Origin of the sequence: Anaerolentibacter hominis, from assembly GCF_032380675.1 — a bacterium.
GTDB classification, from domain to species: domain Bacteria; phylum Bacillota; class Clostridia; order Lachnospirales; family Lachnospiraceae; genus Anaerolentibacter; species Anaerolentibacter hominis.
Genome location: NZ_JAWDIX010000001.1, coordinates 1,767,882 through 1,791,858, shown reverse-complemented (window position 1 = coordinate 1,791,858; position 23,977 = coordinate 1,767,882). Strand labels below are relative to the sequence as shown.

Annotated in this window: 22 protein-coding genes; 13 read left to right on the top strand and 9 right to left on the bottom strand. The window is 46.3% G+C overall.

The features are described from left to right. Nucleotides 1-62: 62 nt before the first annotated feature. The 3 genes from ABCW47_RS08310 to ABCW47_RS08300 all read right to left on the bottom strand — a co-directional run bounded on the left by ABCW47_RS08310 (nucleotide 63) and on the right by ABCW47_RS08300 (nucleotide 2,594). Nucleotides 63-1,538, bottom strand: coding sequence for a class I adenylate-forming enzyme family protein (locus ABCW47_RS08310; RefSeq protein ID WP_343209389.1), 1,476 nt, complete (start codon nucleotides 1,536-1,538; stop codon nucleotides 63-65). Further along, the gene (locus ABCW47_RS08305; protein WP_343209388.1) at nucleotides 1,531-1,776 is read right to left on the bottom strand and encodes an acyl carrier protein; all 246 of its coding nucleotides are present in this window, start codon (nucleotides 1,774-1,776) and stop codon (nucleotides 1,531-1,533) included. Before ABCW47_RS08305 ends, ABCW47_RS08310 begins: the two co-directional genes overlap by 8 nt. A 77-nt stretch (nucleotides 1,777-1,853) precedes the next feature. Beyond that, a complete protein-coding gene (locus tag ABCW47_RS08300; protein WP_343209387.1) occupies nucleotides 1,854-2,594 on the bottom strand; it encodes a collagen-like domain-containing protein in 741 nt (246 codons plus the stop codon). 619 nt (nucleotides 2,595-3,213) lie between these two features. Here ABCW47_RS08300 and ABCW47_RS08295 point away from each other — a divergent pair. Further along, nucleotides 3,214-4,878, top strand: coding sequence for a hypothetical protein (locus ABCW47_RS08295; RefSeq protein WP_343209386.1), 1,665 nt, complete (start codon nucleotides 3,214-3,216; stop codon nucleotides 4,876-4,878). Nucleotides 4,879-4,982: 104 nt separating this feature from the next. Here the strand turns inward: ABCW47_RS08295 and ABCW47_RS08290 are convergent, their stop codons facing one another. From ABCW47_RS08290 to ABCW47_RS08280, 3 genes are all read right to left on the bottom strand, one after another. Continuing rightward, entirely contained in the window at nucleotides 4,983-6,110 is a 1,128-nt protein-coding gene (locus ABCW47_RS08290) for a zinc-dependent alcohol dehydrogenase (RefSeq protein WP_343209385.1), read from the bottom strand. 77 nt (nucleotides 6,111-6,187) lie between these two features. Further along, nucleotides 6,188-6,559: an iron chaperone gene (locus ABCW47_RS08285; protein ID WP_343209384.1), complete on the bottom strand. Its 372-nt coding sequence runs from the start codon at nucleotides 6,557-6,559 to the stop codon at nucleotides 6,188-6,190. 36 nt (nucleotides 6,560-6,595) lie between these two features. After that, a complete protein-coding gene (locus ABCW47_RS08280) occupies nucleotides 6,596-7,591 on the bottom strand; it encodes an SPL family radical SAM protein (RefSeq protein ID WP_343209383.1) in 996 nt (331 codons plus the stop codon). Between the two features lie 213 nt (nucleotides 7,592-7,804). Between ABCW47_RS08280 and ABCW47_RS08275 the strand changes: the two genes are divergently transcribed. The 6 genes from ABCW47_RS08275 (at nucleotide 7,805) to ABCW47_RS08250 (ending at nucleotide 13,309) form a co-directional block, all read left to right on the top strand. Next, a complete protein-coding gene (locus ABCW47_RS08275) occupies nucleotides 7,805-8,164 on the top strand; it encodes a molecular chaperone Hsp90 (protein WP_343209382.1) in 360 nt (119 codons plus the stop codon). Between the two features lie 300 nt (nucleotides 8,165-8,464). Next, the gene (gene rsmH / locus ABCW47_RS08270) at nucleotides 8,465-9,511 is read left to right on the top strand and encodes a 16S rRNA (cytosine(1402)-N(4))-methyltransferase RsmH (RefSeq protein ID WP_343209381.1); all 1,047 of its coding nucleotides are present in this window, start codon (nucleotides 8,465-8,467) and stop codon (nucleotides 9,509-9,511) included. 23 nt (nucleotides 9,512-9,534) lie between these two features. Beyond that, nucleotides 9,535-10,686 carry a 23S rRNA (uracil(1939)-C(5))-methyltransferase RlmD gene (rlmD, locus tag ABCW47_RS08265; protein WP_343209380.1) on the top strand — a complete coding sequence of 384 codons (1,152 nt, stop codon included), beginning with the start codon at nucleotides 9,535-9,537 and terminating at the stop codon, nucleotides 10,684-10,686. A 37-nt stretch (nucleotides 10,687-10,723) separates the two neighbouring features. After that, the gene (locus ABCW47_RS08260) at nucleotides 10,724-11,650 is read left to right on the top strand and encodes an AbiH family protein (protein WP_343209379.1); all 927 of its coding nucleotides are present in this window, start codon (nucleotides 10,724-10,726) and stop codon (nucleotides 11,648-11,650) included. Nucleotides 11,651-11,705: 55 nt separating this feature from the next. Beyond that, complete coding sequence (locus tag ABCW47_RS08255; RefSeq protein ID WP_343209378.1) at nucleotides 11,706-12,656, top strand: HNH endonuclease; 951 nt, start codon at nucleotides 11,706-11,708, stop codon at nucleotides 12,654-12,656. Between the two features lie 50 nt (nucleotides 12,657-12,706). Next, nucleotides 12,707-13,309, top strand: coding sequence for a hypothetical protein (locus ABCW47_RS08250; RefSeq protein WP_343209377.1), 603 nt, complete (start codon nucleotides 12,707-12,709; stop codon nucleotides 13,307-13,309). 129 nt (nucleotides 13,310-13,438) lie between these two features. Here the strand turns inward: ABCW47_RS08250 and ABCW47_RS08245 are convergent, their stop codons facing one another. After that, nucleotides 13,439-14,338, bottom strand: a complete 900-nt coding sequence (locus ABCW47_RS08245; RefSeq protein ID WP_343209376.1) for an NAD(P)/FAD-dependent oxidoreductase — start codon at nucleotides 14,336-14,338, stop codon at nucleotides 13,439-13,441. 327 nt (nucleotides 14,339-14,665) lie between these two features. Here ABCW47_RS08245 and ABCW47_RS08240 point away from each other — a divergent pair, with 327 nt between their 5' ends. Continuing rightward, nucleotides 14,666-16,579, top strand: coding sequence for an EAL domain-containing protein (locus ABCW47_RS08240; RefSeq protein WP_425516068.1), 1,914 nt, complete (start codon nucleotides 14,666-14,668; stop codon nucleotides 16,577-16,579). Between the two features lie 218 nt (nucleotides 16,580-16,797). Here the strand turns inward: ABCW47_RS08240 and ABCW47_RS08235 are convergent, their stop codons facing one another. Continuing rightward, on the bottom strand, nucleotides 16,798-17,784 hold the full coding sequence (locus tag ABCW47_RS08235; RefSeq protein WP_343209374.1) for a linear amide C-N hydrolase: 987 nt from the start codon (nucleotides 17,782-17,784) through the stop codon (nucleotides 16,798-16,800). A 210-nt stretch (nucleotides 17,785-17,994) separates the two neighbouring features. Between ABCW47_RS08235 and ABCW47_RS08230 the strand changes: the two genes are divergently transcribed. The 3 genes from ABCW47_RS08230 to ABCW47_RS08220 all read left to right on the top strand — a co-directional run bounded on the left by ABCW47_RS08230 (nucleotide 17,995) and on the right by ABCW47_RS08220 (nucleotide 21,404). Further along, nucleotides 17,995-18,669: a hypothetical protein gene (locus ABCW47_RS08230; RefSeq protein ID WP_343209373.1), complete on the top strand. Its 675-nt coding sequence runs from the start codon at nucleotides 17,995-17,997 to the stop codon at nucleotides 18,667-18,669. A gap of 104 nt (nucleotides 18,670-18,773) precedes the next feature. Beyond that, the gene (locus ABCW47_RS08225; protein WP_343209372.1) at nucleotides 18,774-19,409 is read left to right on the top strand and encodes an endonuclease III domain-containing protein; all 636 of its coding nucleotides are present in this window, start codon (nucleotides 18,774-18,776) and stop codon (nucleotides 19,407-19,409) included. 123 nt (nucleotides 19,410-19,532) lie between these two features. Next, the gene (locus ABCW47_RS08220; protein ID WP_343209371.1) at nucleotides 19,533-21,404 is read left to right on the top strand and encodes a putative bifunctional diguanylate cyclase/phosphodiesterase; all 1,872 of its coding nucleotides are present in this window, start codon (nucleotides 19,533-19,535) and stop codon (nucleotides 21,402-21,404) included. A gap of 62 nt (nucleotides 21,405-21,466) precedes the next feature. Here the strand turns inward: ABCW47_RS08220 and ABCW47_RS08215 are convergent, their stop codons facing one another. Beyond that, a complete protein-coding gene (locus ABCW47_RS08215) occupies nucleotides 21,467-22,036 on the bottom strand; it encodes a DUF6512 family protein (RefSeq protein ID WP_343209370.1) in 570 nt (189 codons plus the stop codon). Between the two features lie 159 nt (nucleotides 22,037-22,195). Here ABCW47_RS08215 and ABCW47_RS08210 point away from each other — a divergent pair, with 159 nt between their 5' ends. Together ABCW47_RS08210 and ABCW47_RS08205 are read left to right on the top strand one after the other, a co-directional pair. After that, nucleotides 22,196-22,909, top strand: a complete 714-nt coding sequence (locus ABCW47_RS08210; protein WP_343209369.1) for a phosphatase PAP2 family protein — start codon at nucleotides 22,196-22,198, stop codon at nucleotides 22,907-22,909. Between the two features lie 2 nt (nucleotides 22,910-22,911). After that, nucleotides 22,912-23,964, top strand: coding sequence for a lysylphosphatidylglycerol synthase transmembrane domain-containing protein (locus ABCW47_RS08205; protein ID WP_343209368.1), 1,053 nt, complete (start codon nucleotides 22,912-22,914; stop codon nucleotides 23,962-23,964). Nucleotides 23,965-23,977 lie beyond the last annotated feature (13 nt).

Sequence of the window (23,977 nt, the reverse complement as noted above, 5' to 3'; positions counted from 1 at the left end):
ATCATTTGCTAAGGTAATGAGACAGTCGTGATAGCAGTTGAGGCCCTGAAAGTGGATGAGTTTCACTTGGATGCTTCCTCCTGTGTGCGCCGGTTTTTCCCTGTCGTTGTTTTATGAAGCTGACCGACGAAGCGGATATGATGCGGGCACTTGTAATCTGCCAGGTGTTCGGCGCACCAGTTTTGGATGGAGCTAAGTGAGACATCGTCTGCCGCAGGAACGATATCGGCACAGACACATTCGGTACCGGGCACGTCTGTTTTGCCATACACGATACAATCCTTCACCAGAGGACAGCTCTGCAGACACGTTTCTACTTCCTCCGGATATACATTAAAACCCCGCACCAGAAGCATGTTTTTCTTTCGACCGCAGATATAGAGGTATCCATCGCCGTCAAAGTATCCAATATCCCCTGTGTGGAGCCAGCCATTTCTAAGGATTTCCCTTGTAGCATTCTCATCTTCATAATAACCGAGCATAACATTAGGCCCCTGGGCTAGGATTTCTCCGGGTTTATTTGGCTTATTTGTTATACCGGTCTCTGTTTCCAGGCAGACCTTTACACCTGGCAGCGGTACTCCCACGGAATCCATCTTATCTGAGGGAAGTTCCCTGTATGGCTGCGCAATGAGGGGAGAAGCCTCGGTCATGCCGTAACCTGACCAGAACCGTATGTGTGGATAGGCGGCAGACAAGCGCCTTAATGTACCTTCCGGAGCTTTGCTTCCACCAAAACCGAAATAGCGCAGAGAAGAGATATCATAGGGGATTAAACGGCCGAGTGTGCGCTCCAGCAGGACAGCGGTGACGGCTCCGCCGTCATAATGACTGATCTTTTGTTCCTGTGCGGCCTTAAACAGGGCATCCAGCGTAAATCCTTCTGCCATAGCCAGTATTGGGAAGCCGCGCAAAACACAAGAGAAGATAACGAGTAAACCGTATATTCCTGAAAAGGGTGTGCCAAGTGCATACCTGGGAGAAGGATCGCGATATCGTTCATACCCTATGTGCCTTAAGTAGGCTGCGGCACTAAACGCCATATTGCTTTCTGAAAGTTTAACTAATTTTGGATTTCCCGTGGTGCCGGAGGATGGGAGCAGGAGCATGGGGGCTTCGGGATCTGTTTTTGGTATGTCAGGCTGCTGGTGAGTGACCTGTAACATGTCAACGTTTAAGATATCGGGTGCGGGGGAACACGTTCTGACTGCGTCCTCGCATAGCGGCCGCAAGGAAGGGCAGGTAATGACCGCACAAACCGGCGCACGGTTCAGCAGGCTGGTGAGCTCTGCTGCGGACAGATGTAAGCTCAGAGGAAAAGCCGTCCACCCAGCCTGCAGGATAGCGAACAGAGCCGAAAGAAAGTCACTTCCATCGGGAAGAAGGATTGCTGCAATGGGATGATCGCTCACCTGCGGCAGCGCGGCCTGAAGCGCAAGCGCCCTCTGCGCCAGCTGTGCATAGGAAACGGGACTTCCCTTGTCAAGTATAGCCGGACGATTTTCTCCCCATCTTGCCAGTAATGCGTCTCTAATCATTGTTTTCCTCCACTCTTTTATTTTCTACTATCTTAATGAGCTGCCCAACCATGCGGCAGTCCGCCATTTCTGACAGCTCAATCGTAACATGGCACTGTTCTTCTATATTTATCAGCAGGCATACAAAGGAAAGTGAGTCAAAATACAGGTCTTTATACAGATCCGTTGTTTCTGTAATAGGGTTAGAAACTAAGGATTCCTGATTGATAAGCTGCAATATGGTTTCTTTTACCGACATGTCAGATGCTCCTTTAAATTGGACAAAAGTAATCCCCGGGATTGACCGCAGCCAACCCGGGGCCTTTTTACCTATCGTTACTCGATATAAATACCCCCGCTGATAGAAGCGGTAATATATTGTGCTGAAGCCGAGCCTGTCGCAGTTATTCCAAAGATAATCGTGACAAGTGTTCCGGCCGGCAGCGCAATATTCAGCCCGGTTTGGCTGGCGCTGCGGATAGTATATTTGGGAATTGACTCTCCCCCTGTATAAGGTGGGAAGTATACAAAACTTTCCGGCAGTATCCGAAATGCAAGTCTGTCGGTTTCTCCTATGCCCAGACACATAAACGGCCGCAGGGTCACGCCTTCCGCCAAAGATAGTTCTTGCCGGTTGGTAAATACACCATAAAAATTACGTACAGTACCGTCATAAGGCATGACGAAGGAAGAGGGATAGGATTCACTTGTGTTGATAACTATGACCCCTGATGCCCATTCACCGGGCTCCAGAGCGGAATAATATCCGCTGTCGCCCCCAAAGCCGGCGTAGGCAATCAGGGACGGAGCACCTGTATCGTCAGTACTGAGCGAAACACCGGATGAACTCTGGTTGGAGTAAGAGAATGGTATAGTGGCGGCGATTGGCCCCTGAGGCCCTGTGGGTCCAGTAATACCTTGGAGTCCTGTAGGGCCGGTCACGCCCTGAGGTCCTGTAGGGCCAGTATCTCCCTGTGCTCCGGTAGGCCCAGTCGCACCTTGGAGTCCTGTAGGGCCGGTCACACCCTGCGGTCCTGTAGGACCAGTATCTCCCTGTGCCCCGGTAGAACCGGTCACGCCCTGAGGCCCTGTGGGCCCGGTAACCCCTTGAGCCCCTGTAGGACCAGCATCCCCCTGCGGCCCAGCAGGGCCAGCAACGCCTTGAGGTCCCGCGGGGCCCGGTTCCCCTTGAGGCCCTGCGACACCTTGCATACCCTGAGGCCCAGCAGGGCCGGCTTCACCCTGAGCACCGGCGGGACCAGGTTCACCCTGAGGCCCAGGAGCGCCTGGTATACCCTGGGGACCCGCGGGGCCTGGTACACCTTGAGGTCCTGGTACTCCGGGGCAACACGGCGGACAGCAGTCCGGCTGAGGGGGCTGACAAGTATTATTACAGCTGCAATTTATATCATATTTATCTGGAAAGTTGTCACAATCATTATTAAAATACACTGAAATCCCTCCTTTGAGAGGATATATTGAAATGACCTCTCTATAATAACTTATGCAGTAAATGACGCAAGAATGTTGCATGGATGGCATTTCATAGTCTAATATGGTATTAATCGACAGTTTTTTATGCGATAAAGATTACGGTGTCGCTGTACTTGGAAATGGTTTGCCTGATAAAGCGAAACGAGCGCTGGGGTTTAAGCGATCATGATGTACAGCCAACGGTAAAAGAGGGGAGCATGCTATGCTGGCAAATGCCGGAGTTCTATTGGTTTACTTAATGGCATTGAAGGATGAAGAAACGGGCCTGATTAGTGTCAGGGCCGTTCATAGTTTAAAAGACTATTTGAAAGATTTTCCTGAGGGTATCGCAGCGCTAAAAGAAGATGCCGGTGATCTTGACCTGGAAGATATGCTGGAAATTTACTGTATCCTGGGAACGCAGCAGCAGACCGGGGATATCATGGAACAAATCAGGATAGTACAGAGGGATATTTTTCAACAAATTCTTGAAAATCCTGAGTTTGACTTTCAATCGGCTATTTTATACAAATTGGATGAGCAAAAGAAAAATCAAACAATTGCTGTTCATATGGCATGGTTAATCGCTTACCATACATTTTGTCTTGGGCATTTATACTCGCCTCAGCAGTTTGAATTTCAAAGAGGGAATCAGAGCCTTTCTGTTTGCTGTCTGGGGATGGGAATCGAATATGCAGATGCAAGATTGCCCTGGATGGAGAGGGCAGTACAGATATGGCTGAGCCGTGAAGCGCCCTGTCTGTATGGCAAACAGGTGATGATAAAATCTTTTCTTCTGAACGAACTAAAAGGAAGAAGAATTATTGGAGTCTTGCCTGAGCCTGAGGGGGATGATTTTTATCTGTTAATGGAAGGGGGCAGGAAACTGCGCTTAAATGCCGGCGAAGACGCATATCCGGGAGAGCAATTTGGCTATAAGGATACCGGTATATTCAGCATAAACGATATCAGTACCATAATTCAGAATCCCATCTATGCATACGGAATTTACTATCAGCCGTATGAAATATTTGAAAGCTGGCAGAGTGTATTTCAGTATGTCATTGCAGTTTCAGATGTAGAATGGACCAGAGAAAAGCTGCAGCCGGTTTACGAGACATTTTTATATTTTATGGAAGAGCAGATTTGTGATTGCATGCATGCGCCTGAGATAATAACGAAAGAAAAATTTATGGATGTCTATCTGTGCAGGATTGAAGAACTGAGGGGATATTTACGCTGTAAAGAGGAAGAGATTCTGTCAAAAGACTGGCTGCAGGCGATCACGAACCATGCTGTGTATTTTGAAAAGATGTATACCTTGTTAAAAGGAGATTATCCTGAGGAAGTAAGCAGCGTCACCAGAACGAAGAAGTTCGAGCTGTCGGAGTTTAGGAATTTGCTGGATAAAGCGGAAGAAGGAACCGCCTATGAAAAAGGAATTGCCTGGGAAAATGCCGCTGCTTACATGCTTGAAAGAATACCCGGCTTAAAGCTAAACGGCAGACGGGTACGGGTCGCCAGGCAGGAGATTGATTTGTGCTGCATCAATGTTTCGACAGATAAAAAGTTATGGAATCTTGGCGCTCTGATTCTGGCAGAGTGCAAAAACTGGAATAGAAAGGCAGACATAAAGGTTATACGCAATATCGGGCAGATAATGCAGGTGAAGGGTACCACGACAACACTGCTGTTCAGTAAGAAGGGATTGACAAGTGAGGCGGAAGCGGAGAGACGCTTATTGGCATTAAGAGGCAGCTATGTCCTATGTCTCACGAAAGAAGACTTGGCAGGCGTTGTAAAAAAAGAGGATTACTATGATCTTTTGATTGATAAATGGGACGAGCTGCTGGAGAGTGTCGAAGATAATCTGGCAATGTTCGGATAAGAGAGCTTAAAAGGGCACTGCCGCCGTCTGGAACGGATCAGACACCGCTCTGTCATCAGGAGCGGCTGCCTGTCCATCGGAGGGACACTGCCCTTTTAATCACGTTATGGTTTTAAAATTACCTTAATGCAGTTATCCTCTTTTTTATCAAAAATGCTGTAAGCATGGCTTCCTTCATCCAAGCTGAGCTTATGAGTTATAATATCTGTCGCGTCTATTTCTCCCTTTTGTATTTTCTGGAGCATCAGATCGACATATCCGGTAGCAGGGCATTGCCCCATTTTTAATGAAATGTTTTTGGAGAAGAAATTACCGAGAGGAAAATTATTGTATTTATTGCCATATACTCCAATCAACGCAACGGTGCCTGTTTTCCTGATACATTGGGAAGCCGTTTCGATTGCTGATTTTGATCCGCCCTGTAATTTGAGTGCCGTTTCAATTTTTTCCATGACCGAGCTCTTACCATCCAGCCCGACACAGTCGATCACGCAATGGGCGCCCCCATGTGTAATTTCTTTTATATATTCCCCTACCTGTTCATATTCTTCAAAGTTTAAGGTTTCCACACCATAGCCGGCTGCATGCTTCAGGCGGTAACCGACCCGGTCGACCGCGATGATCCTGCCTGCGCCTTTTTGAATACACCATTTGATCGTCATCAGCCCGATAGGGCCACAGCCTAATACAACCACGGTATCCCCGGCCTTTACATTCGCAATTTCGGTGCCCCAGTAGGATGTGGGGAGGACATCTGTTACAAATAAAACCTGTTCATCTGTCATCCCCTCCGGCACTTTTTTGGGGCCTACATTGGCATAGGGGACCCTGATGTATTCGGCCTGTCCTCCGGCGTAATTCCCATGATATTTGCTGTAGCCGAGCAATCCCCCCGATTCCCCATAGTCATTTGAATGATCGCACTGGCTGAATTCCCCTCTGTCACAGAATTCGCAATGTCCGCATGCGACAGGAAAAGGGATAACAACCCGGTCGCCTTTCCGGAGATTTTTTACCTCTTTTCCGGCTTCTTCCACAATACCCATTGTCTCATGGCCTAATACATACCCATCATACATTCCCTTTACCAAACCATGTACTAAATGCAAATCCGACCCGCAGATAGCCGTGGATGTCACTTTTACAATAATGTCATCCTCTTTTTCTATCCTGGGATCTTCCACCGTTCTGCATTCTACCTTCTGCACTCCGTCAAATACAATAGCCTTCACTGATCGTACCTCCTAATGTCGTTGAAAATATTATTTGCAGATGCGTGAAATCTATCCTTTATGGAGAACGGAGGGTATTATTTCCTCCAAAATGTCCTGCACTCGGCTTTGTCCGTCTGATTAAAGCGAATGATGCGGCCTAACAGTTCATAATTTACCGGCTCATCCCATTTGATGCGAAACAGCATGGTACTCTGGCTGTAACCGGCTTCTGAGATATCATCATGAAAATGTTCCATCCCTGCCCGCTCCGGAGAAACAGCCATGTGCAGTTTTGCAATGCTGAACCCAATAATAAAGGTGCCGTGATCCGTGAACATGGGCTGGTTCCAGGCATATCTGGGCTGTAATTCCGGGAAGTCATGCCGGACCCAGTCTAACACCTCTTTTACACGGGTACGCTGCGTCTCATCCCGAATTTGTGCCAGATATTCTGTGAAAACTTCCATTTCAATTCTCCTTCGTTATATATTTAGATTATACAGTCAGCTAACATACAGAATCGTTACATCTCCCAGTATCCGTTTCACTTCCGACCGTAAAAATGCCTCTGCCTCTGTTCTGACTTCCGGCCTGTAGCAATATCTCCCTCGTCCCCGTCCTGTCATGAGCTGGCTGTCATATAAATCTGGTGCCTTCGGGAACGCCTCGCTGTTGATAGCCCGGTGTACATAGGAATAGGTCATCAGAATGATTTCCAGAAACATTTGCTTTCGCATTTTCTCGGTCAGGCCGTTACGGAGCTGCTCCAGAAGTTCTGTATACATCGCCTTCCAGTCCTCCACCAGCATAACCGGTGCAATCAGGAGCCCGCAGGGATATCCTGCCTCGCACATACGGTTGACGGCCTCCATTCTTTTTTGAAGACTGGAGGTTCCGAGTTCGATACGGCGTATCAGCGGCTGGGGATTGACGCTCATGCGGAAGATGACCTTACCCTGGTGAGGCAGGTCAAGCAGGCTGTCCACCATATGAAACTTCGTGGGAAAGGTTAAATTTCCGCTGCCTTCTTCTGCAAACCGGCTGATCGTGTACAGAAGATTGCCTGTTATCGTATTTTCCAGTACCAGGTCACTGTTGCTTCCAATCTCAAAGGTGAGAGGCTTCTCACTCTTTTGCCCCTTCTTAATCAGCCGGTCCAGCATCTGCTCCCTGTTGACAAACAGGCGTAAATACGAACATTTATTATAATTGCAGACAAGATAGCAATACAAGCACATAGCAGTACAGCCTGACGACGTATAGGGGACCAGATAATCCGATACTTTGTGATTTTCCACATACCGGTGCGTTTTACGGATGCCGACAATTAAATTACGCTTCATTCTGGCAAATTCGGAATTTTCCTTTTTTCGCATTTCCTCTATGGCATTGTGATTTTCTATCTCGATCCATGGCAAATCTGAAAATTGTTCTCTTAACTGCTTCCCCAGCTCATAGGAAAGGCTTTCCGGCTCAAAGTATACTGCGTCAAATCTCATAATATCCTCTCTTTACCCGATAACAAGACGAAGGAAGTCTTCTGCTTTCACTTAGTCTGTACATTTTTGATATCACTATTCCTGGTTTAGAGGCTGTCAGCCTGAAGGGCAGCTGAATAATTTTGAAAATGATCCAATAGCTCCGAATTGCAATAGTGTAAAAATCGTAGTAAACTATAATAAAGTTTAAACAGTTGAAAGGAGATATCAGCTATGAAAAAAGAAGTATTAGATTTTGTTGTGGAAAAGACCCATGATCTCATGAATGCATTCTCATGCAGCGCTGAGGCGAAGGCGGCGGCACAGGCCTGGCTGGATGCCGTTGGAACGGAAAATGAGGCAGCGGAAACGAAAAAATATATGGCAGAGCTGGAAGCGGATATTGTCTCCATCGACGGGCTGATCAGCTTTGCAGAATCAGAGCATGGTGCACAGGTCTTTGGAGCGGACAAAGCGAAAGAAGTTGCGGCTCATGCAAGGGAAATCAAGGCAGCAGGAGCAGTATATTGTGACTGTCCTGCCTGTGCGGCGGCGGTTGCGATTGTGGAGAAGAAAGAAGATATTCTTTCATAAGAAATCAGTACATAATGTGTATTGGAGTTGTGGAGCATCAGCCTGAAATGACGGATGCTCCTTTTTTATTCTGACATAATATCAGAACAATCGTGATAATTTCACAGATTAACCTATAGTTTTAAAATTTATGATATAATAAAAAATAATAGAGCAAAGCGAAACTATTTGCTGCTTCTCAAAAGCGAAGCGTTTGAGAAGGGACCCCCTTCTTTTTATGGAGTGAGGAACGAACGTAATAAAAAATATATGAGATAAACTTGTAGAAAGAGACATATTACCCAAAACAAGGAGAACAACATGGAAGAGAATACTCATAAGCGCCGTGTCCGCTATTCCGGTGCTTATCCCAGAAATTATAAAGAGAAGTATAAGGAACTGAATCCAGATAAATATGCTGATACGGTTACGAAAGTAATCGGAAAAGGAAGCACCCCTGCGGGCATGCATATTTCGATCTGTGTAAAAGAGATACTGGACTTTCTGCAGATCAAGCCGGGACAGACCGGGCTGGATGCCACCCTTGGCTATGGAGGCCATACACAGGAAATGCTGAGATGCCTGGAAAATCAAGGACATCTGTATGCCCTGGATGTAGATCCAATCGAGTCGGCAAAGACAAAGGAGCGTCTGGAAAGGCTGGGCTATGGTCCGGAGATCCTGACCGTGCGGCTGCAGAACTTTGCTGAGATTGATCAGGTATCGGCAGAAGTGGGCAAGTTTGACTTCATTCTGGCAGATCTGGGTGTCTCATCCATGCAGATAGACAATCCTGACCGGGGATTTTCCTATAAAACCGAGGGCCCGTTGGATTTGCGTATGAATCCGCAGAAGGGGATCAGTGCCGCAGAGCGTTTAAAGGAGATCGCGCAGGATGAACTGGAAGGCATGCTGTTGGAAAATGCGGACGAGCCCTATGCGGCGGAAATTGCCGGAGCTGTGACGGCATGGCTCAGAAGGGGCGGAGAAATCGTCACAACGACAGATCTCTATCAGGTAATCGAAGAGGCGCTCTCATTTTTGCCCGATAGAGAGCGGAAAGAGGCTGTAAAGAAATCCAGCCAGAGGACCTTTCAGGCACTTCGTATTGATGTAAATAATGAATTCGAGGCGCTGTATTCCTTCCTGGAAAAACTCCCCGGAGTTCTGGCTCCCGGTGGAAGAGCGGCTATTTTAACCTTTCATTCAGGAGAAGACCGCCTGGTGAAAAAATCGTTTAAGCAATACCAGAAAGAAGGACTTTACAGTGAGATTGCCAATGAAGTAATCCGCCCATCCAAAGAAGAATGCAGCAAAAACAGCCGTGCCCGCTCAACAAAAATGAGATGGGCGGTTCGGGCAGAATAGAGTATCCGGAAAGGGTTTGACATATGGAAAAAGAAATAATTGCATGTGATATCGCTAAGAAATGCGGGGGATGCACATTTCAGGGCATGACTTACGATAAGCAGCTGAAAAATAAACAAAAACAGGTGGAGGCTCTGCTGGGCAGCTTTTGTAAGGTAAGCCCGATCATCGGCATGGAGCATCCTTACTATTACCGGAATAAGGTACATGCCGCCTTTGACCGAGACCGGAGGGGAAATATTATCTCCGGCACTTACCAGGCAAACACCCATCGGGTCCTGCCGGTGGAAAACTGTCTGATCGAGGATCAGAAAAGCCAGGAGATCATCCGTACCATCCGCCAGATGCTCCGTTCCTTCAAGATCAAGACTTACGATGAAGATACAGGGTATGGGCTTCTGCGGCGTGTTCTGGTCCGCAGGGGCTTTCAGACGGGGGAAATCATGGTAGTCCTTGTGCTTGGCTCACCCATCCTGCCTTCCAAGAACAACTTTGTAAAAGCCCTGCGCAAAGAGCATCCGGAGATTACCACGGTTGTAGTGAACGTGAACGATAAAAGAACCAGTATGATCCTCGGAGAGCAGGAGAAAACCATCTACGGCCCGGGCTTTATCAAGGATGTGCTCTGCGGCTGTACGTTCCGTATCTCGCCCAAGTCTTTTTACCAGGTCAATCCGGTGCAGACCGAGATCCTGTACAATACCGCGGCAGAATTTGCCGGACTCACCGGAAAAGAAACGGTCATCGACGCATACTGCGGGATCGGAACCATTGGCCTGATTGCTGCAAAGCGCGCGGGCAAGGTGATTGGCGTGGAATTAAACAGAGACGCGGTACGGGATGCCAGGATCAATGCCAGGGAGAACAAGCTCACAAATGCAGAGTTTATCCAGGGGGATGCCGGAGAGTTCATGGAGGCAATGGCGGCGGAAAACCAGAAGGCGGATGTGATCTTCATGGACCCGCCCAGAGCTGGCAGTGATGAGAAATTCATGGCATCCGCCGTGAAGCTGGGACCCAAAAAGATTGTTTATATTTCCTGCAATCCGGAGACACTGGCAAGGGATTTGAAGTATTTACAGAAGCAGGGGTACAAGGCCGAAAAGATACAGCCGGTGGACATGTTCCCGTGGACGGGGCACTGTGAGGTATGCGTGGGGTTAAGACGGAAATAGATATTTATAAGTTTAATCGTCGGGAGAAATCATACAAATGAGACTCTATTTTCTAGGAAATGGATTTGATTTAAGCCATAATTTAGATACATCGTACTTAAATTTTAAACATTATTTAAGAGATAATTATAGCAGTCTGTATCTTAAATTTATAAAGATGTATGAGATCTACGGAGATGATGCAGATATGTTTTGGTCAGATTTCGAAAACAATCTGGCATGTTTAAGTAATTATTACTTATTCGACATGGTTAATAGCAACAATTGTGACTTTAATATCGGGAAACCGTATGATACTGCATGGAAGAGAGATGTACTGATTTCGAATTTAGACGTGTACTCAGAATTACAGCAAGCCTTTATTTCATGGGCTGGTGAAAAGGATCGGGATACGATTAAAGTGAAATATAAAATATCTAAGCTCTTTTTTTCATATGACAGAAAGTGTGTGGATGGTGAAGAAGGTTCAGATTTTTTTCTTGTTTTTAATTATACTCATACGTTAGAACGTGTATATGGCATAAATAAGGAGTACGTATTTAGACCTCATGGGGAAGTGGGCAAAAACTGCTTGGAGCCTCAATTTGGGCATGGGAATGATGATTGCATATCAAAAGTGAATAATTTATACAATGAAACAGCTGATATGTATGAACGGGTTGCTTATAACTGGGCAGAAGAGTATTTAAGGCTAACCCGTAAGAATGTGAATGAGTTTTTATCAGATGTCGATATTTTTTACGATAGCCATAATTTGAATCCAGATACAATATGTGTAATAGGGATGTCTTTCGGTAAAGCAGATATACCATACTTTAGGCAAGCGCATAATAATTTTAGTAGGGCAAAATGGATTATATCGTATCACAAGGACGAAGACGGCAATGATCAAAGAAAGTACTTTATACGGGTATTAAAGGAAATAGGGATTTTATCTTCGAATATCAGATTTATTGAATTATGATGTATGCTTATATAAAACGGTACGTTTATAACTATAGACAATAATAGGAGAGCATATGAACTATTTTTTTGTATTCCAGAACAAGACCTTTGAGGAAGAATTTCGTGGCGGCTATTTATGGGCGCCCCAACGTGGCAACTCTGGACAAAAAGTTTCTCACTGGGAGAAAATGAAAGCAGTAAAACGCGGTGATATCATCATACATAGTTATAAAAAGCACATTAAGGCGGTTAGTATCGCCAAAAGAGATGTATATGAGGCTAGTAGGCCAGAAGAGCTATCAGCAGAATGGCAGCAGGAGGGGTGGCGAGTAGACACTACCTATATTCCTTTTCCGGAGACGATTATTACATCGGACTATAGAGAAGAACTACTCCAATTGCAGCCATTAGCGGATGCGCCTTTCAACCGGCTTGGCAAAGGTAAAACTGGTTATTTGTTCGAAGCAAATCGGCCAATGTATGAGTTTATCATCAGGAAGACTGCCAGCGTACAGAAAAGTGATCAAGAAAGACAAAGGGTACTGGAATTATTAGATACAGAGAAAAAGTATAATCCTTCTGAAGTCGAGATCGAGATCCAGATGGATTTGGACGAAGCAAAAGCTAGGCAGCTATCCCCAGCAAAGCTAGCGGCTCAAATTAAAAATAGTACAAGAAAAAAGTTTCAGAAAAAGGAAGAGATAGTATATTATAGGAGTCCATATGTAAAAGAGATGGTAAAACAGATAGCTGAGGGTAAATGTCAGATGTGTGGGGCTGACGCACCCTTTTATGATAAGGAAAGAAAGCCTTATCTGGAAGAACATCACGTGATGCGACTTGCCGACGGCGGCAGTGATACGATGGATAATGTGGTGGCTATTTGTCCCAATTGTCACAGGAAGGTCCATGTTTTGAGTGATGAACACGACACTCTTATTTTAAAGAAGATTGCAGAACAAAATCTTAAAAAATACCATCGACTACTGGCATATTCAAAAAAATTAGAGCAATACGGCGAATAATCAACCTTTCATACTTTATTTCAGGCGGCCCTGCAAAAGAGGAAGCATATATGCGTAAGGATAACTATGAAAAACAGTGGGAAGAAATAGCGGACTATCGATATAGTGAACAATTTCAGATTTATAAATTTGTTTGTGGAGATATAAAGCGTAAACGCCAATGGAAAAAGATTCCTGTCGACAAGCGTTTTACCAGATATAAGGAATGGAAGTGTTATGTAAAGAGTAAATTTCAAACCTTGTCAGTAGATCAATTAATTGAGTTTAACCGCTTTCTAAACAATAAAAAGAGAGGTGGAAATACCTATCTGGGTATTTTAAAGACATTTTTTACCCCTATTTCAGTGGCAATGCTGTCAGCGATATTAATTCCCGCACTAATGGATTATCCAGTGGACAACTTTAAATCGTTTATTACTGATTTCGATGGCATGCACTGGATAGAAATCATGATTCGACTAGGAACATTTTTCATCCTATTTTTCCTAATGATTTCCTTTCTTACTTTTGCCATATGTATCTTTGTTTTTCAAATATATGATTTTATTTCAGACGGCACGAGTAGATATAGCTTCTACGAAGACTATATGGCTATCATAGCCGAATTAATAGAAGAAAAATCCGAAGAAGAGAAGAAGAAAATTTCATCTTGATTGTTCCGAAGTATTCTGCCCTCTAACCACCAAGCACCCCGTCACTGACTTATCCGTCAGCCGACGAGGTGCTTTTTTCATTCTATATCTTACTCATGATTCCAAACCTTTGGAATCATCGCAAAGCCCTTATTTCACAGCGGCATTGATTCCCGCGATCGCTCCGTCTGCAACCGCAGTGGCGGCCTGGCGCACCTGTTTCACACGGATGTCTCCGGCAGCGTAAACGCCGGGAATGGCTGTCTCCATTTTCTCGTTTACCGGGATGTAGCCGTCTTCCAGAGTCAGTTCTGTATAGAGCTCTGTGTTGGGGGTAGCGCCGGCATAGATGAAGATACCGCAGCCCGGATCTTCAATCGCTTCCACAGTTCCGTCTTTTTCTGAGACAAGCTCCAGTTTTTCGATCTGGTCGGTTCCATAGATGGCGCCAAGCCTGGTTGCTGTCCGCACTTCAATATTAGATGCAGCGTCTATTTTTTTCTGAAATTCTGCGATGCATCCCAGGGCATCTTCAAAATGGATGATCGTGAGTTTTGCAGCAAATTTCGATAAATAGAGGGCTTCTTTGACCGCGCCGTCCGCACCGCCTACCACGTAGATATTTTTGCCCTGGAAGGAGGCACCGTCCTTTGCTGCATTTGCCCCTACGCCTTTTCCAGCGAGCTCCGCCTCACCTGGAATTCCCAGTTTACGGGGTGTGGTTCCATTTGCAAGGATTACCTTCGGCGCTTCGTATACGCCTGCGTTCGTCGTTATGGTCTTGACCTCACCTTTCAGGGAGACAGCGGTTACCTGCTCCAATTTTAGCTCCACGCCGGAAGAGAGGGCCTGATTTTTCAGACGCTCTGCAAATGAGGCTCCTGTTTCCTGCTCTATAATTCCGGAATAGTGGGTGACGGTGGATACTTTTCCAATCACGCCCCCGACTTCCTTTTGTTCTAATACTAATGTTTTACGTCCGCGGCTTGTTGCATAGATACCCGCACTGATTCCTGCGGGGCCCGCGCCTACAATAATGATATCGTACATTTGTATTCCTCCTTAAATTCTGACATCGTATGCGCTCATTATACGCTAATCCTTCTGTAATGCAAGAGCGGAATTGGCGGAAAAATGCCGGCCGGCCCAGGATTATTAAAGGCCGGGCTGATTTCTGTGCAAAATCGGGTCCTCTTTGCGCAGAAGGATGAAATGATGCGGATGAACAGGCAGAAATACATCCTTAACCGGCTCTCCGAAAAGGATAGTTTTTCTTGTTTAGCCGCCGGCGTTGTGCTACGATAGATATACGATTGAGGGAACAGGCGGGTGAATAATTTGGAGTGGAATATTGCGGCTGAGGCCATATCGTTAGTTATGCTGGGAATCATATGGATCTATGCCAGAAGAGGAAGCCATCTGCCCACCTTGAAAAACAAGATATTTCAGTGGTGTCTGCTGGTGACGTTCAGCGCCATTTTTACAAATATTTTATCTACCGTAATGATCTATCAATATCGTCTGATTCCCATATGGATGACCTGGGTTGTGACGACCATCTATTTTGTTCTGACACCCCTTATGGGCATGGCCTATTTTCTGTATGCGGTTTCCGTGATTTATCCGGACAGTGAGAAAGTCAGGAGCGTAGTAGGGTTGGGAATGATTCCGGGGGCTCTCTATGCGATTCTTATTCTGATCAATCCCTTCAGTAAAATCATATTCGACATCAGCCTGGATCAGGGCTATACAAGAGGCGGACTGATTTCTGTTACCTATATCATTTTTTATGCCTACTGCCTGGCGAGTATTGTGATCACGGTTGTAAATTACAGGAAATTAAACCGGGAGATATACAGGATTCTGGCCGCGTTTCCGGTTCTGGCGGTACTGGTTATTATCGTGCAGCAGCTCTATCCGGATGTTATTTTGTCCGGCTCCGCGGCAACCTGTGCTCTGCTGATCATTTATCTGCATTTACAGAACCGGCAGATTTCCCTGGACTACCTGACTAATATTCCAAACCGGCAGGAACTGCTGAATATGCTGGGACTGATGATTAAAAAATCACCGGAAAAGCCTTTTGCCCTGATTGTTATATCCCTGCGGGATTTCCGCCAGATTAATAATACCTGCGGACAGCAGAAGGGGGATGAATTCTTAAGGGAGATCAGCCAGTTTTTGTCTCAGATTGGGCCGGCGGGAAATGTGTATCGTTTCAGCGGGGATGAATTTGCTCTTTTATATACAAATGACGAGAACAGTGAGATTGTACAGAGTATTGATAAAATTCAGCAGAGGATGGCGGAATCCTGGCAGATCGATGACTACCGCTTTACGATTTCGGCTGTGATTGGCGCCATCTACCATTCGGGGGAGGCACAGACACTGGAAGAAATTATCAGCGCGATTGAATATGCAGTATTTCAGGCGAAATCCGGAAAGTATGGATCGATCTGCTACTGTGATCAGGAGATGCTGCAGAAGATGAGACGGAGACGCCAGATTATACAGATCTTAAAGGATCAGACAGCAGAGCCTTCCTTTGAGATGTATTATCAGCCAATTTACTGTGTAAAGACGAGGTGTTTTCAATATGCGGAATCTCTGATGCGTATTCCTAAGTCTCCCATTGGCCCTGTCTATCCTTCGGAGTTTATTCCGATTGCGGAAGAAACCGGTCTGATTATTGATTTGACCTATCTTATGCTGGATAAGGTGTGTCAGTTTATCCATAAGATGCTCGCAGAGGGAATCAGGCTGGATGCGGTGCATGTGAATTTTTCGGCAGTGCAGTTCTCCCAGCCGGACTTGCAGGAGAGGGTATTACATATCATCAGGAAAAATGAAATACCTATGCCGATTATAAAAATTGAATTTACCGAGAGTACACTTGCCGAGAATCCGCAGATTGTGACGGCCTTTGCGCTGGATATGGAGAAACACGGCATTAAGATGGGACTGGATGACTTTGGAACCGGATATTCTAATATTGCAACCGTAATAAATATTCCATTTGGTACGGTTAAGCTGGATAAAAGCCTTGTCTGGGCGGCTATGGACAATGGCAGTTCTGCCCTGGCTATAAAGAATCTGACGCATACGTTTAAGGAGCTGGGAATGAATGTGATCGCGGAGGGTGTGGAGACAGCAGAGCAGAAAGATCTGGTGGAAGAATTTGGTGTAGACCAGATTCAGGGATTTTACTATGCTAAGCCCATGCCGGAAGAAGAAATGGAGAGTTTTATGCTGTCGTTGGATCGGGGTGTCCGTTCTGCCGAGCTGGAATAAACAAAAAAATGGTTCTGTTTAATTGTATTTGAAACTTAGTAAAAGCGCCTTGTGAAAGGCGCTTTTGTTCTTACACAGGAAAGTTCTCCAAACTTTCCTGTGTAAGAACAAACCCTCCGGGGGATCGCACTGCGGCGGAAAGAAATTGTGTTGCCAGAGCAACCCGCCGCAGGCGGAGAATCCCGCTTGCGGGATTCTTTCTACAGTCCTCCCTTATTCTAGCTGCTGAAAACAGCTGGACCAGCCAGTTTGCCAAGAGACATAATAGCAAGTGGATCGGATTGCCTCTCAGGCATTGCAATCTTCCGTATACAGGTCCCGCCGTAAGATTTATAGTAATATTCCTGCCTGGATAGATCCACGAATGCCGTGTATTGAGTATAGTCCGAAGTACCCCGGTCTGTGACGACAACTCCTTTTGGTATGGTGACATTTTCCATGACATGAAAACAGGACAGGACAGCTTCTGTTTTATCTGCGGGAGGTGTGATATGACTTTTTAAGTAGGCGGTGCGGACGAATCTGGACGGAGGCGTGTAATCTCCCGGTAAACCTGTGGTGCCTGCTCCCTGGCCAAAGGGGGAGAGCGAAGTCATGCCCCATGACGCCTGGGACTTCTGTTCTGGAGTCACATTCATATAGTTTCTCAGGTTTGTCATATGCCATGAGAAATCCGGACTGTTGGAGAGTACGCCGATTGAATTATCCGATAGATGCAGGCCGTCCGCCATTTTCTCCACAGTGAGGCAGGCACCGCTTTGATCAGCTAAAATCCAATGGAGAGGGGCGGTTGAATTGGTAATTGGGTCTTCTGTGCCTACAATTTGTATGGACGGAAGCAATTCGGCTGCCTGTTTCACACTGCCGCACAGGCCTAACAGAAAGTTGACCAGCTCCAATGCGGCGATAGGCGGTTTTGAAGTTCTGGGAGCCGTCGCAGGATCGTACTGTGCATAACCGGGGAAATACAGCACAGCCGCTGCAAATCCCATTTCATTTACCCCATCCGCAAAAATAACGGGCGAAATATCCTGCCCGATCCCCATATAACTGTATTGGTTCTGAATGTTATGTGTGCGAAGAAGGTTGTTCCATCGATAACCGGCAGGAACAAAGAAAAGTTCGGGATCAAGGGGATAGGAAAAGTCCATCGTCCGGCCAAAATAATTGCCTTGGGAAAACTGCATTGTCATTGCAGTACACATGTAAAGTCCTCCTGTATTACGCGCTGCTTTGTTTACAGCTAAATATATTATATCCAGTCAGAAACATTCCTGGACAATCATGCCGTCGGCCTGTACCCTCCTGTCTTTCAAAGTACCGGCAGTAAAATGTAAATAGCCAGAAGGGAACAGTTATGATAGAATTGACACTAGAAGACCAGAGCGGTTTGCAGAAGCGGGGGGGAAGGCGAAGTGACTGATAGGAACGATATAAAGCGGACTCCTTTTATCCGTCTGAGCTTGCTGTCTTTCGGAGCGTTTCTGCTGGAGTATTTCTCCATATTTGTGATTGAAGGTATGCTCTTTCAGGTGGATATATGGAATTATACGCCGGATCAGCGGGCGAATCACTGCATTCTTATGGCGTTCTTATGGGCGGCCGTAATTAGCGGTCTCCTGTTTTATTCGCGCAAACGGTACCATTACCCCGCCGCAACCGGCAGACCCTCTGTTCCGCGCAGAGACTGGTTCACTGCGCTTTTATGCCTGGCAGGCTGCAAGATCATGACCTTTATTGACTGGAATACGTTTAAGATACTGGGAGAGGCCGAAGGAAAGAGTGTGTTCCAATTTTGTGCACAGTATCTTTATTATGTATTTGAGGTGGGGCTGGTTCTCCTGATTATTCTGTATGGACAAAAGGCATTTGAAACCAGATTGAAGAGGGAGAGCCGGATACCATTTGGCGGTCTTGTGCTGGCCATGACCTGGGGTGTATTTCATTTCGTATCCAGGGGAGTCGGATTAGAGCTGTGGAATGGGATTTCCTGCATGCTCTTTTCTGTTTTAAGCGGTATAATATACCTAAAACTGAGGCGAAGACCGGCTTTTAGTTATCTTTTTATTGCTGTGGGATATCTGCTGTAAATTCAATTTGCTGGAATGGAATATTCATACCGTTTGGGAGAAGTTATAAATCTTAGGGCAAAGAGCCTTATTGCACAGGAAGTAAGATAGAATGGAGAATGATCATGACAAAAGAGAAACTGGCGCTTGAAATCATCCGGCGCCTGAAAGAAGAATATCCGGATGTGGGGTGTACCCTGAACTATGATGAGGCATGGAAGCTGCTGGTCAGTGTCCGGCTGGCCGCCCAGTGCACGGATGCCAGAGTAAATGTTGTTGTGCAGGACTTATATGCCAGATATCCGGATGTGGAGGCTCTGGCGGGAGCGGACCCGGAGGAGATCGAGCGCATCGTAAAGCCCTGCGGCCTGGGACACAGCAAGGCCCGGGATATCAGCGCCTGTATGAAGCAGCTGCAGGAGCAGTATGGCGGAAAGGTGCCGGATGATTTTGACGCCCTGTTAAAGCTGCCCGGAGTGGGACGAAAGAGCGCGAATCTTATCATGGGGGATGTATTTGGAAAGCCTGCAATTGTAACGGATACCCATTGCATCCGTCTGGTTAACCGTATGGGCCTGGTGGATGGCATCAAGGAACCGAAGAAGGTGGAGATGGCCCTGTGGAAGCTGATACCGCCGGAGGAAGGGAGCGATTTCTGCCACAGACTGGTATTTCATGGAAGAGAGATTTGTACCGCCAGGACCAAGCCGCACTGTGATCGGTGCTGTCTGGGGGATATATGCGCGAAAGCGGGGATTTAAATATTGATATAAACCGGACGAAACGTGCGTAAAGCCTGTCAAATCATTGCATTTTATCTGTGGAGATGATAAAATCATAAGAAGGTGCGGTGGTTCGATCATCGAGATGGAAAAGAGAAAAATATGGACAAGAAAATAAGGGGAAAATGGCTCCTGCCTGTATTTGTGCTGCTGCTGCTCTTCGTCAGCGGAACCTCGATCAAATTGATTTCTGAGATAAGCAATTATGGCAAGCTGATCAATTATGTGGGGATTGTAAGGGGCGCATCCCAGCGGGTAGTTAAACTGGAGACCAATCACATGCCGAGTCAGAACCTGGTGGAGTATGTGGACAATATTTTAAGTGAACTTCAGACCGGAAAGGGACGATACGGCCTTGTTTTAACCAACAGCGAAAAGTATAATACCAGTCTGGACCGGCTGGAGAAGCAGTGGGAATTTGTACAGGATAAAATAAAAGAGGTGCGGGCAGGCGGAGACGAGAGTGCGCTGATTAGTGCCAGCGAGGAACTGTTTGTCATTGCGAATGATACGGTATTTGCCATCGAGGAATATTCGGATCATCAGATCGGCTGGCTGTCCAGGCTTATATTGGTTACGGCTGCTGCGTGGCTTGTAGTCGGTATTTTGGTTGCATACATATATGTAAAGCGCTTTTTTGCGCTGACCAGGACCAACAGGGTGCTGAAAGACATGACAAACCGGGACGAATTGACCGGCGCGCTGAATCTGGAGCGATTTAAGGAGGATTCGGCACGTATACTGGCGGATTACCCGAACGAGAAGTTTGCATTTCTCTACATAGATTTTGAGAATTTCAAATACGTGAACGATGTGCTGGGCTATGAGCAAGGCGATCAGCTGTTAAAAAAGTATGTAGAGCTGATGACAGAGCATCTGACAGAGGCGGAGCTGATCGGACGGAATGTGGCGGACCGTTTTGTAGCTTTGCGTCATTACAGCGGCAAAGAAGAAATTCTGTCGCTTCAAAAGCATGTGGATCAGGAGTTCCTGGAATCGTCCAAAGCGGTGACTAACAGACATATTTTAACAATAGCCTGCGGCATCTGCTGTATTGAGGATATTCCGGAGAAGCTGGATGTGGAGGCTTTGATTGACCGGGCGAACTTCGCACAGAAAACGGTGAAAAATAAGCCGGACGAGCATTATGCGTTCTATGATGAAAGTATCCGCAGGAAGATGATTGCCGAAAATGCTATCCGGAACCGGATGGATGATGCACTGTTTAACCGGGAATTTGTAGTTTATATGCAGCCCAAGGTTAACCCGGCAACAGGGAAAATTGAATGTGCGGAGGCGCTGGTGCGCTGGAACAGCCCGGACGGGATGCTGCTCCCCGGCGTTTTTATACCTATTTTTGAAAATACTCATTTTATCGGCAAGCTGGACCGCTATGTTTTCGAAGAAGTCTGTCGGTGGATTTCCGGGCGCTTAAAGGCGGGCAAGCCGGTTACGCCGGTTTCAGTCAATGTGTCCAAATTACAGTTCTGTAATATGGATTTTGTAGATATATACACCGATATAAAGGACAAATATCAGATTCCGGACGGCTGCCTGGAACTGGAATTTACCGAATCGGTTGCGTTTGGAAATGTGCAGTATATGCAGCAGATTGTTTCATCCCTGCACAGGCACGGCTTTCTGTGCTCCATGGATGATTTTGGAAAGGGTTACTCCTCTCTGGGGATGTTAAATGATATGGATATTGATGTACTGAAACTGGACGCCGCATTTTTTAGAGAGGAGGTATCTCTGAAAAAGAATGAGATTATTATCAGAAGCATCATTTCCATGGTGCGGCAGCTTGGCATTCAGATGGTGGCAGAAGGGATCGAGAAGAAGGAGCAGGTGGAACTTTTACAGGAAGTGGGCTGTGACCTGATCCAGGGTTTCTATTATTACAGGCCGATGCCCATAGAGGAATTCGAGAACAAGATAGAACAGGAACACGACCTTGCGATTCAGGCGGGGTGAATATAATGAAAAAGTCAATTGCACCGGCAATTGGCTTTTTCATTATGGAGCCGTATTCGGCGCTACCGTGCCGTGTGCTGCACGGCATTTGCTTCTATGCCGTATCCGCCCGTCACCGGATCTTTGAATAAACCGATGCGGGGTGTGACAAAGGTAAAGAGTATGAACAAAACCAGAAGCAGAACTAACCCTGCCTTGCCGGCGGCAGCCGCTTCAGGGGAGGAAAAGGAACCGCTTTTCAGAAAATGGCAGCTGAAACAGTAGGCAGCAATTACACCAAGAATGAAGGTTGCGATATCGGCTGCCAGGAAATTTCGGCCGAGAATTCCCGAATAAGTATAAAATGCGGCGACGATTACGAACATACCCAGCAGGATCGAGAGGAATCTTACCGGCAGGAAGTTTTTGAATTCCTTGCCGTACAGCGGATAGTCAATCAGCGTAAACAGGAAAAGAGGGGTAAATAAAAGCTTTAAATGCTCCCAGGTACTTTCGTTGACAGCGCTTAAACTGCCGACCACCGGATTTTTTCCTGACCAGGCATAAGTAAAATGGACCAAACTGCCGAGAAGAATGGTGCACAGGGCGCCGAGGATATGCCATTTCTTGAGATTCAGAATAAACACCTCCATGTTAAGATCCTGATAGTATATGCAATGAATGATTTGTTGACGCTTATTAAGCCGGATTAACACATTCTTAAGTTTTATTAAGTTTTTCACAGGACTAAAATTCATTATAATGTATCATAGAGTCATTTTATGTCGGCTCTGTAAGGAGATAGGGTTAAGATGTACAAGAGAATAAGAGGCCGTTTACAGACTTTTGTCCCGGCTTATGCCGTGATTCCTCTGTTTTCCTGCCTTGCCTTTAACTGCCTGATCTATTTTGGCACAGGCTGGATTACCGAAGGATGGAGGAAGTTTGATTTTACGACGGCTTTTGACCGGATGGTGCCTTTATTGCCGGCATTTGTTGCTGTCTACCTGGGCTGTTATGTGTTCTGGGCAGTGAATTACATATTGATTGCAAGAGTGGGAAAGGAATACTGCATGCGTTTTGTGACGGCAGATCTCATGTCCCGGCTGGTATGCGCAGTGTTTTTTCTGCTGCTGCCCACGACGAATGTAAGGCCCGGCCTGACGGGCGGCGGTTTCTGGAGCGGGATGCTGGGAATGGTATGGCAGATCGACTCACCGTCGAATTTATTTCCTTCGATTCATTGTCTGATAAGCTGGTTTTGTTATATAGGGCTCAGGGGGAGAAAGGAAGTGCCCCGGTGGTATCGGGGAATGTCCTTAGTTCTGGCTATTTTAGTTTTTGTTTCAACGCAGGTAACCAAGCAGCATTACATTGCAGACGTCATTGGCGGGGTGGTGATAGCGGAAGTTTGTTTCTATATTGGATTTCACACGGAGTGGTACCGGAGCCTTACAAAAATTTTTGACAGGATTACCGGTTATTTCAGCCGGAAAGCAGATCCTGCAGATGAAATGAGGAAGTAGTTTTGGCATCGAATAAAAAGAAGATAGTTAACGCGCTGTTTTTTGTGCTGGTCTTCGGACTGACTATATACAGTGTTTTTAAAGGTGAAGATCTGAAAGAACTGTTTCACACTTTGACAAAGGCCAATCCTCTGTATCTGGTGCTTGGAGCTGCCTGTGTGGTGTTTTTTATCTGGGGAGAATCCATCATTATCCATTACATATTGGATACGCTGTCAGTGCGGACCAGGAAGAGAACCTGTTTTATGTACTCATGCATCGGATTTTTCTTCAGTTGCATTACTCCTTCGGCGAGCGGAGGACAGCCGGCGCAGGTTTACTATATGCACAGGGATGAGATTCCGATACCGGTTTCGTCGCTGGTTCTGATGATTGTAACGGTGGCGTATAAATCGGTGCTGGTCCTGACCGGGCTTTTTCTGGTCGTATTCCAGCGTGGTTTTATCCACCACTATCTGGAAGGTATTCTCCCGGTTTTTTACCTGGGAATCGGACTGAATGTGGGCTTTTGCCTCATCTTGCTGCTGCTGATTTTTCATCCGGCGCTGGCGAAGAACATGATGCTTCGGTGTCTGAGCTTCCTGGAAAAGGTGCATATCCTGAAGAAAAAGCAAGAACGGCGGGAGAGACTCTCTGCCTCTATGGATCAGTACAACGCAGCTTCCGTTTATTTAAAGCAGCATGGGGGTGTAATGGTCCGGGTTCTTATTATTACATTCTTACAGCGGTTTGCTCTGTTTTTTGTAACTTTTTTGGTCTATAAGACCTTTCACTTAAAGGGTACGAACTCATATGATGTGGTCATGCTCCAGGCGGCGATCTCTATTTCGGTGGATATGCTGCCTCTGCCCGGGGGGATGGGCATAAGCGAGCATTTGTTCCTTTCAATTTTTGCCCCGGTTTTCGGAGCGGCATTTTTGCTTCCTGCCATGGTTTTAAGCCGTGGGCTGGCCTATTATGTCCAGCTGCTTTTAAGCGCGGGAGTCACCATGCTGGCCCAGATCAGGCTGGGGGAAATGAAAAAGAAGCGGACATCGTATCCGGCGAATACATGAGAGAAAAGGGATT